This is a genomic window from Schleiferilactobacillus harbinensis DSM 16991 (assembly GCF_000425885.1).
GTDB classification, from domain to species: domain Bacteria; phylum Bacillota; class Bacilli; order Lactobacillales; family Lactobacillaceae; genus Schleiferilactobacillus; species Schleiferilactobacillus harbinensis.
Genome location: NZ_AUEH01000075.1, coordinates 1 through 8,185, shown reverse-complemented (window position 1 = coordinate 8,185; position 8,185 = coordinate 1). Strand labels below are relative to the sequence as shown.

8 protein-coding genes and 2 pseudogenes are annotated in these 8,185 nt (G+C 54.2%); 8 read left to right on the top strand and 2 right to left on the bottom strand.

Annotation, left to right across the window (positions count from 1 at the left end):
- Nucleotides 1–9: 9 nt before the first annotated feature.
- Nucleotides 10–797 (bottom strand): IS5 family transposase gene (locus H627_RS19855; RefSeq protein ID WP_155827969.1). Its coding sequence is split into 2 segments (ribosomal slippage): nt 10–530 and nt 530–797, totalling 789 coding nucleotides; the frame shifts between segments, so codons are not numbered across the junction.
- A 72-nt stretch (nt 798–869) separates the two neighbouring features.
- On the opposite strand from H627_RS19855, the pseudogene H627_RS18680 reads away from it, so the two are divergent.
- Together H627_RS18680 and H627_RS18675 are read left to right on the top strand one after the other, a co-directional pair.
- Nucleotides 870–1,199, top strand: a pseudogene (locus H627_RS18680) (IS30 family transposase); the annotation flags it as partial.
- Between the two features lie 120 nt (nt 1,200–1,319).
- Nucleotides 1,320–2,150, top strand: coding sequence for a class C sortase (locus tag H627_RS18675; RefSeq protein ID WP_051225468.1), 831 nt, complete (start codon nt 1,320–1,322; stop codon nt 2,148–2,150).
- Between the two features lie 7 nt (nt 2,151–2,157).
- Here the strand turns inward: H627_RS18675 and H627_RS20385 are convergent, their stop codons facing one another.
- Nucleotides 2,158–2,397: a hypothetical protein gene (locus H627_RS20385; RefSeq protein ID WP_027829555.1), complete on the bottom strand. Its 240-nt coding sequence runs from the start codon at nt 2,395–2,397 to the stop codon at nt 2,158–2,160.
- A gap of 83 nt (nt 2,398–2,480) precedes the next feature.
- On the opposite strand from H627_RS20385, the gene H627_RS20250 reads away from it, so the two are divergent.
- From H627_RS20250 to H627_RS20765, 6 genes and pseudogenes are all read left to right on the top strand, one after another.
- The gene (locus H627_RS20250; RefSeq protein ID WP_081674961.1) at nt 2,481–2,963 is read left to right on the top strand and encodes a sortase; all 483 of its coding nucleotides are present in this window, start codon (nt 2,481–2,483) and stop codon (nt 2,961–2,963) included.
- Complete coding sequence (locus H627_RS0114840; protein ID WP_027829553.1) at nt 2,947–3,825, top strand: class A sortase; 879 nt, start codon at nt 2,947–2,949, stop codon at nt 3,823–3,825. Before H627_RS20250 ends, H627_RS0114840 begins: the two co-directional genes overlap by 17 nt.
- A 626-nt stretch (nt 3,826–4,451) precedes the next feature.
- The gene (locus H627_RS0114835) at nt 4,452–7,274 is read left to right on the top strand and encodes a cation-translocating P-type ATPase (protein ID WP_027829552.1); all 2,823 of its coding nucleotides are present in this window, start codon (nt 4,452–4,454) and stop codon (nt 7,272–7,274) included.
- A 59-nt stretch (nt 7,275–7,333) separates the two neighbouring features.
- A complete protein-coding gene (locus tag H627_RS0114830) occupies nt 7,334–7,597 on the top strand; it encodes a hypothetical protein (protein ID WP_003582045.1) in 264 nt (87 codons plus the stop codon).
- A 51-nt stretch (nt 7,598–7,648) separates the two neighbouring features.
- Nucleotides 7,649–7,903: pseudogene (locus tag H627_RS20970) on the top strand (transposase); the annotation flags it as partial.
- Nucleotides 7,904–8,004: 101 nt separating this feature from the next.
- The gene (locus H627_RS20765; RefSeq protein ID WP_027829551.1) at nt 8,005–8,184 is read left to right on the top strand and encodes a hypothetical protein; all 180 of its coding nucleotides are present in this window, start codon (nt 8,005–8,007) and stop codon (nt 8,182–8,184) included.
- Nucleotide 8,185 lies beyond the last annotated feature (1 nt).

Sequence of the window (8,185 nt, the reverse complement as noted above, 5' to 3'; positions counted from 1 at the left end):
AGAACCTGTCTAGTATCTTTTAAGAACTATCTTCAGGAAGGCCAATACAACCATTTGAAGACTGCTGTTAAGGGCACGTTCACAGTTTTTCCAAAGTCGCCGACATTTGTCTAGCCAACTCCATGAACGTTCAACGATCCATCGTTGCGGTAACACCGTGAACATATGCAACTCGTTGCGTTTAGCTACCGTCGTCTTAGCATTCAAAATGAGCTTCACCTGATCCGCAAAGTCATTGCCAGTGTAGCCACCATCAACCATGACATGCTGAACCAGCTCTAAATTTTGGCTAGCTAAACTAAACATAGCCAATGCACCTGAACGATCTGATACATTAGCTCGTGTCACGAGAATGGCTTGTGGTAAACCATTAATATCAACCGCCATATGACGCTTAATCCCTGAAATCTTTTTGCCGCCATCGTAGCCACTATTTTTCGTTAAATCAGTGGTTTTAACACTTTGAGCATCAACAATCACAAACGACGTTCGGGCCGATCGGCCCTGTGCAAAGTGATAGGAAGCGACAGTTTTTTTAAAAGCCTTTCTAATAGCGAATCAGCTGTCGGGTCTGGTTTATCTCGCCACATATCGTAATAGCGGTAGACAGTGTGCCATTCCGGGAAATCGTGCGGTAATTCACGCCATTGACACCCTGTAGTAAGCGAGTAAAGGATGGCATTGAATACGTCATAAAGATCATAACGACGCGGTCTTGTATGCTTGCGGAAGTTTTCTAAATCAGGTTGTATTAACGCAAATTGCGCTCGAGAAATATTGCTTGGATAATCTGGCATGACAAACTCCTCAGTCGGTTTTCCACAATTCTACCAGATTCAGCAGATACTAGACAGGTTCTTAGAGACGTCATGATTGAGCTGCTTGGTGCCTTACCAGCTAACCGAGTAAGAACAGTGACTCCTGACCGTGGAAGGGAGTTTGCCCGGTACAGGGAGCCGGCAGAACGTCTGAATACAAAGGTCTTCTTTCCTGACCCACACGCGCCTCAACAACGAGGAACTAACGAAAACACCAACGGACTGATTAGAGAATACTTTCCCAAGAACACAGACCTAGACCTTCAGAGCGACCAGGAAATTGAGACTTACATTGAACAACTGAATAATCGACCACGCAAGGTCTTAGGCTGGAAGACGCCATCAGAAGTCTTCATGGGTAAAAAGTTGCACTTGAGTTGACAATTCGTCATGTTGAAAGAAAGGCTGCATAGATCGGCGGGCTAGGCTGAGTGCCCAAGCGTTTCCGAGCTGAGCGCAGCTAGAAAGGCTACGAAACTCAACCACACAGAAAGGAGCCTCATGATGACCCACCACAAGGATCGCTGGTTTTACACCCTCTTTGGTAGCTTATTTGTGCTTGGTTTCATCTTGTTGCTCCTGCCTTTTGGGTATGACGCCTGGCTCAAGCATCGCAACCAGCAAGCTGTAGTTGCCTATGAGCAGCATCAAGCCAAACAAAGTCCTAAAACTGCGCTGATTCAGCAGTATAACCGCAGGATTGAAGCCGAGCAGCTCGGCGGGCCGCTGCCTGAGTCGGTCAAAATTGGCCAGATTCACGCCAACCTGCGCACGCCACTGGGCTACATTGACATCCCCGCTGTCAACGTTGATAAAACCCTGATCTACTACGGTGATTCTGAGTGGGCGCTGAACCACGGCGCCGGTACCATGCCGCACACCAGCCTGCCCGCTGGCGGCAAGGACACCCTGGCGGTAGTCACCGGCTACTCCGGCCTCGCCAACCGCATCGTGTTTGACAACATTCGCTATCTCAAAAACGGTGACGTTTTTTACCTTAACACCTTTGGCACGCGCAAGGCCTACCGCGTCTATACGCGCAAGGTCGTGGACCCCGATGACAAACAGGCGCTCAAGGCGGTCTACGTGCAACCTGGCAAAGACCGGGTCGTGCTGTTAACCTGCACCCCGCTTTTCATTAACACTGATCGCCTGTTGGTTTACGGGGAACGCATTGCGCTTAAAGCTGCTGCACACACCCCCACCCACCGCCGCGACCTGTTTCGACTGGATCACATCTGGGTGGCAGTGGTCCTGCTCTTCATGGTGATGCTCGTCGCCATTTTCATCTGGCAACAGCGCCGCCGGGAAGGAGCCCGTCATGAAAAATAGCCGCCGCTCACGCCTCTTTGATGTGTTCCTGGTAGTCACCCTGTTTATCGGCATTGCGCTGTTCATCCTGCCATTCGCCTTCGACTGGGAACAAACCAACCAGCGCGCCCACAGCGAGACCACCTACAAGCAGGCCTATATCCCTCAACCCGACGGCCTGCAAGCCAAAATCGACGCCTATAACGCCATGATTTTTGCCCAACAACAAAAGCGCCCCAGCAGTAAGGTGGCCATCACCAGCATTCAAAAGAACCTCAGAGACCCGATTGGCTACCTCGACATTCCCGCCATCAAATTGCGCGCAATGACCATCTACTATGGTGACTCCGACTGGGTGCTGAACCGAGCCCTGGGCACCCTACCGTTCACCAGCCTGCCGACTGGGGGCAAGAACACCTTGGGGGGATCACCGGCCACTCCGGCTTGGCCAACCGCATTTTCTTCGACAACATTCGCTACCTCAAAAACGGCGACATCATCTATGTCAACGTTTTGGGCAAGCGTCACGCCTACGCAGTGGCGGCTAAAAAAGTGGTCGACCCGGAATCACCAAGCGCGATCAAGGCCTTCTATGTGCAACCCGGCAAGGACCGCATCGCGCTGATGACCTGCACCCCTTTGTTCATCAACACCAAGCGGCTCATTGTGTACGGCGAACGAATTCCGATGAAGCAAGCGCAGGCGGCCGAAACCACGAATCGCACTTTCTGGAGCGTGGAACATATTTGGCTGGCCAGCATCGGTCTGTTCCTGATACTCCTGTTGCTGGCGCTTTGGTGGCGAAGGAGGAAACGGCATGCGCAGACTCATTAAGTGGTTCATCTGGCCGGCACTCGCCATGCTGGCCAGCATCGCGCTGGTAGCAGCTGGCTACCACCACCTGTTGCAAGCCCCGGCCACCATTATCCCGGCCAGTGAAGCCGCCGCCCAGCAGGCGAATTTGGCGCACAGTGAGGCCGTGTCCGGCCACCACCGCAGTCAAATTGCCGAAGCCGACCTCACCACCTTGCTCAATGCGCGCCTGCAAACCCAGCGGTTGGTGGCGACCGCCGGCGTGGGCCGCGTGGCGATTCCCAAGGTGGGCATCAGCCTGCCGATTTTCAACCAGATTAACGACAGCACCCTCAGCCTCGGCACAGTAATGTACTTCCCCGAACGCAAGCTAGGCCAAGGCAACACCGTGCTCGCGTCTCATCACTATCTCGGCAGCGAAGGGCTGCTTAATGCCCTGAACCAGGTGAAAAAAGGAGACGAGATCTTGGTGTCCGACCTAACCACTGTATGGAGGTACCAAGTTGCTGCCAATCAAGTGGTGAAACAAGACCAGGTCAGCGTCCTAGCCGATACCGGCGATGCGCGGGTGACGCTCATTCGCTGTGAAGGCCCCCGCGGCACCGACTATCGCCGCGTGGTCACCGGCCTACTCACCCGTCGCACTAGCTTAACCGCTAAACCAGCCAAAAGCCTTGGCATCACCTTTAGCAATCCTCCCGCCAAAGACCACGGACCGCTTGCCTTCGTGACCGCAGCCATTGGGCGCACCATGAGCCGCCACCGGCTAGACGGCTGGCTGTGGCTGATGCTGGCGATTAATCTGACAGTGCTGCTAGCCTGCGGCGCCGGTTACGTCCTGGCAGGCGACCACCCCCACAAGCAGTCGCGCGCTGAACGCTAGTCGTAACAGCGTCAGTAACCTTTTACCGCAACCAGCGGCGTCTTCGCGCTCCTGCGCAGGCGCCGCTGTTTCGAGTTCAAATCACCGCTCTTTCTCTACTTCGCCTTCCTCCTCAATAGCAAAGGGTCCCCCGCTTATAGTTCATCTCCTTGCTCAGTTTTGCATTTAGCACGAGCATTGTTCACAGTTTAGCGACTAGAAAGCGTGCACGTTGCCCACTCATGTCACTTCCTGGCTGCTACTGTTATATAGCCGGTGGCGTGGGTAGTGGGCGGAGCTTGGGGCGGCCAGCAGTGAAACGATGATGACTAGTCAGACTGCGGGTTTCAGGCTGACCAGTCATCATCGCGGCAATTTTAGCGACTCAAGCGAGCAAAGCGAGTTGAGACACTAAAATTAGGCCCGAGACCGTACTGTGGCTCGGACCGGCCGCACAGCAGGCCGCGCGCCCCAAGCGGAGCCCACCGGCGGCCCGGGCCAAATCTGTTGACAGCAACATTAGGTATCCTTTAAACTAGTAATAAAAGGTAACTAATTCAAAAAATTCGGTTGGGCGGTGCTCAAGAAAGCTTTCTCGGGGAGGAAAGCGATTCTTGGTTGCGGCCTTTTCTTATTGGAGGAAACTTATGACCCCTTACAACGAACACAAAGCAGATGTCCTAAAGCGCTTGGCCACCAGCCGGCAAAGCGGCCTCACCAGTGAAGAAGCACAGGCCCGGCTCACCCAGCATGGCCCCAACGCCTTGGCCGCCAGTAAGCCCCTACCAGCCTGGCGCCAGTTTTTGGCCACCTTGAAAGAACCCTTGGTGATTATTTTATTCATCGCCGTGCTATTGGCCTGGGCCAGCGCCGGCTATGACTTCTTCGTGCGCCACGACCCCAGCCATGGTATGGCGGCAGTGTATGAAAGCATTGCGATTCTGCTGCTGATTTTCGTTAATGCCGGCCTCTCCTTCTGGCAAGCCAAAAGCGCACAAAAATCCCTGGACGCCCTGAAGGTGATGGCGGATCACCACGCCAAGGTCCTGCGCGATGGCGACTGGCTGACGGTGCCAGCCACCGAGCTGGTGCCTGGCGATATTGTCAGTGTCAAAACCGGCGACTTCATCGAAGCCGACGTTCGCTGGCTCCATGTCGCCGAGCTGCAAACCAACGAAGCCCACCTCACCGGCGAAGCGGAACCTGTGCAAAAACAAACCCACGCATTGGGCGCTGACGTGCAAATCGGTGACCGCACCAACATGGGCTTTTCTGGTGCGACAGTGACGCATGGTAACGGCCTCGGGGTGGTGGTTGCGACCGGCATGCAAACCGAGCTGGGCAAAATCGCCACCTTGCTGGATCAAGTCAAGGACAAAAAGACCCCGATTGAACGCACCATTGCGCGCCTGACCACCAAACTGATGATGGTGGCGATGGTGATTGTGGCGTTCACGTTGCTGGTGGAGCTCTTGAAAGCCTATCAGCAAACTGGCAGTCTCTCCTTCGCTGCGCTGGCCGAATCCCTCTCTACGGCGATTGCCTTGGCGGTGGCCGCGATTCCCGATGCGCTACCGGCGGTGCTGTCGATTGTGCTCACGATTGGGGCCACGATGCTGGCCAAAAACAACGGTCTGATCAAGTCCCTGAACAGTGTGGAAACCCTAGGGGCCACCAGCTACATTGCCTCAGATAAAACTGGTACCTTGACCAAAAATGAAATGACTGTCACCCGGTTTTATGCCAATGGCGCCAGTTATGTGGTGGAAGGCGACGGCTATGAACCAGTAGGCGAAATCATCCCTGATGACGAAGCCGACACCCCCGGCTTTTCGCGCTTCATGATGGCCGCTGTCCTGAATAACGAAGCGGCGATTCAAACCGACGACGAAGGCCGCAGCCGCCCGTATGGCAACCCCACCGACGTAGCGCTGGTAGTGATGGGCCACAAATTTGGTATCGATCGCGATACGATTTTGAGCAAAGACCAGGCGCTGGACATCGACATCATTCGCGAACTGCCGTTTGACAGCGACCGTAAAATGATGAGTGTCGTCATTAAAGATGGCGACCAGTATCAGGTGCTGACTAAAGGTGCGCCAGACGTGATTTTAGCCAAAACTGATGCCATTCTGGACCACGACCAACTCGTAACATTGCCAGCTGGTCAAACTGCGGTAGAAGCGCAGGTCAACCGCTTTGCCGAACAGGCGCTGCGGACGCTGGCGGTGACGCTGCGTGACATCGATGAGGACCTGGCATTGCATGGTAGCACCGCTGAGCTTGAGCAGCACCTGACCTTACTAGGCATTGCCGGCATCATTGACCCGCCGCGGCCGGAAGTGCGCCAAAGTGTGACCACCTTGCACCAAGCCGGTATTCAGGTCGTGATGATCACCGGCGATCACGCAGTCACCGCCCGCGCGATTGCCTTAAAGCTGGGCATTGTCACCGACCCTAGCGCCCCGGTAGTGGAAGGCAAGCAGCTGGAAGCCATGACCGATGAAGATTTGTTCCGGCTCGCGCCAAGCATCCGCGTATACGCCCGGGTGTCGCCGGAACACAAGCAGCGCATCGTGCGCGCCTTGCAGCGGCATGGCGAAACCGTGGCCATGACTGGTGATGGCATCAATGACGCGCCAGCCTTACGCGCTGCTGACATTGGCATTGCCATGGGCATTAATGGCACCGAAGTCACCAAAGACGCCGCAGATCTGATTTTACTGGATGATAAATTCACCACCATCGAGCGCAGTGTCCGCGCCGGCCGCACCATTTTTGGCAATATCAAAAACTTTATGCGGCATGAGTTAACCACCAATGTCGCCGAGGTGTTGGCGCTGCTGTTCGGCGTGCTACTGATGACGCAACCCGTCGGCCAAGTGGCGGCCACCACCCCAACATTAACGGCGCTGATGGTGCTGTGGGTGAACATGATTTCCGATGCTTTACCGAGCTTTGCCCTCGGCTATGATGTGCCAGAAGCCGACCTCATGAACCAGCCGCCGCGCAATGTGAAACAATCCATTTTGCATGGCATGCTCGGGCGCATCTTCCTGCGCGGTATTGTGATGGGTGGGCTCGTGTATGTCGCCTTCATCTGGGCTGCCAGTCAAGGCATGAGCGGCGCAGAAGCGCAAACCCTCGCCTTTTTGACCCTGGTGTTTGGCCAGCTGTGGCATGTGTTCGACGCGCGTAGCACCCGCACTTTGTTCGCCCGCAACCCGTTTGAAAACCATCAGTTGCTGCTGGCAGTGGCTTTCGCGGCGGTGGCTTCATTACTTGTCACCATCATGCCGTTCTTCAACGAAGTGATGGGGACCGCGCCACTTTCTAGCACGCTGTATGCTGCGGTAGTCTTCATCCCGGCGCTACCGACCCTCATTTTGTCTGGAATCAAAGAACTGTGGCTGCGTTGGCATCGCCCGCCGGTAGCCCCAGAGCGCCAGGCCGCGCCAGAGCATGATTAAAGATTGTTTTTTCGGGCCAGATTGCCTACAATCGGGGTAACCATATCGAGGTGAGCCAGTTGAATGTTTATCATGCGCTGAAAATGATTCAGATCGAGCACCAGCCCCTCAATCATCGCCAGGTCGTGATCACCGATGAAAACGGCAAGCCGCTTTCGCAGCTGACCGATCTACTAAGTGATTGTCTCAGTAAAATCGACCTTTTCGTTGATTTGCCCAGCACCGACACGGCCAGCGATGTCATCGATGACCTGCATTTACTGACGCCCTTGCCGAATGACGTGCTGGACGAATACCAAAAAGTCCTCGATCAGCCGATTTGAAGTGCCCTACAATTGTTAGACAAGAAGTCTAACGATTGTGGGGCATTTCTTGTGACCAAATATAGTAACGAATTAAAGGCAAAAGTGGTTTCTGAATACTTGAAAGGCGGTATTGGTTACAGAGAGCTCAGCGTTCGATATGGTATTCCTTCGCGCGCTAATATTCGAACCTGGGTCAATCAAGCTAGGACCCACGGTATCGAGTCTTTGAAGGTCAAACACAACAAGGCTACGTATTCGCAGACCTTTAAAATTACTGTGGTAGAGTATGTGCATACACATCAAGTAAGCAGAGTTCAAACTGCCGCGCATTTCGGTATCTCTCCCAGCCAAGTCAACTCTTGGATTCGTATCGTAAAGGCCAAGGAGTTACCGGTTTACGTGCGCAGCGTAAAGGAAGGCCGCCTATGGGTAAGCACAAGCAAATCAAACCAATCAAGAAGCTCGAGCCAACGCAAGAGGAGAAGTATAAGCAAGAAATTCTGGAGCTTAAAAGCAAGCTGCACGAAGCTGAATTGGACCGTGATATTTTAAAAGCACTCGCGACCCTGACGAAGAATTCACCGAAGCACTCTCTACGAAAGTAAA

Bases quoted from the DNA above. Each gene is read 5' to 3' on its own strand.
- H627_RS18675 (WP_051225468.1), top strand. From the start codon at position 1,320: ATGATGACCCACCACAAGGATCGCTGGTTTTACACCCTCTTTGGTAGC.
- H627_RS0114840 (WP_027829553.1), top strand. From the start codon at position 2,947: ATGCGCAGACTCATTAAGTGGTTCATCTGGCCGGCACTCGCCATGCTG.
- H627_RS0114835 (WP_027829552.1), top strand. From the start codon at position 4,452: ATGACCCCTTACAACGAACACAAAGCAGATGTCCTAAAGCGCTTGGCC.
- H627_RS20765 (WP_027829551.1), top strand. From the start codon at position 8,005: ATGGGTAAGCACAAGCAAATCAAACCAATCAAGAAGCTCGAGCCAACG.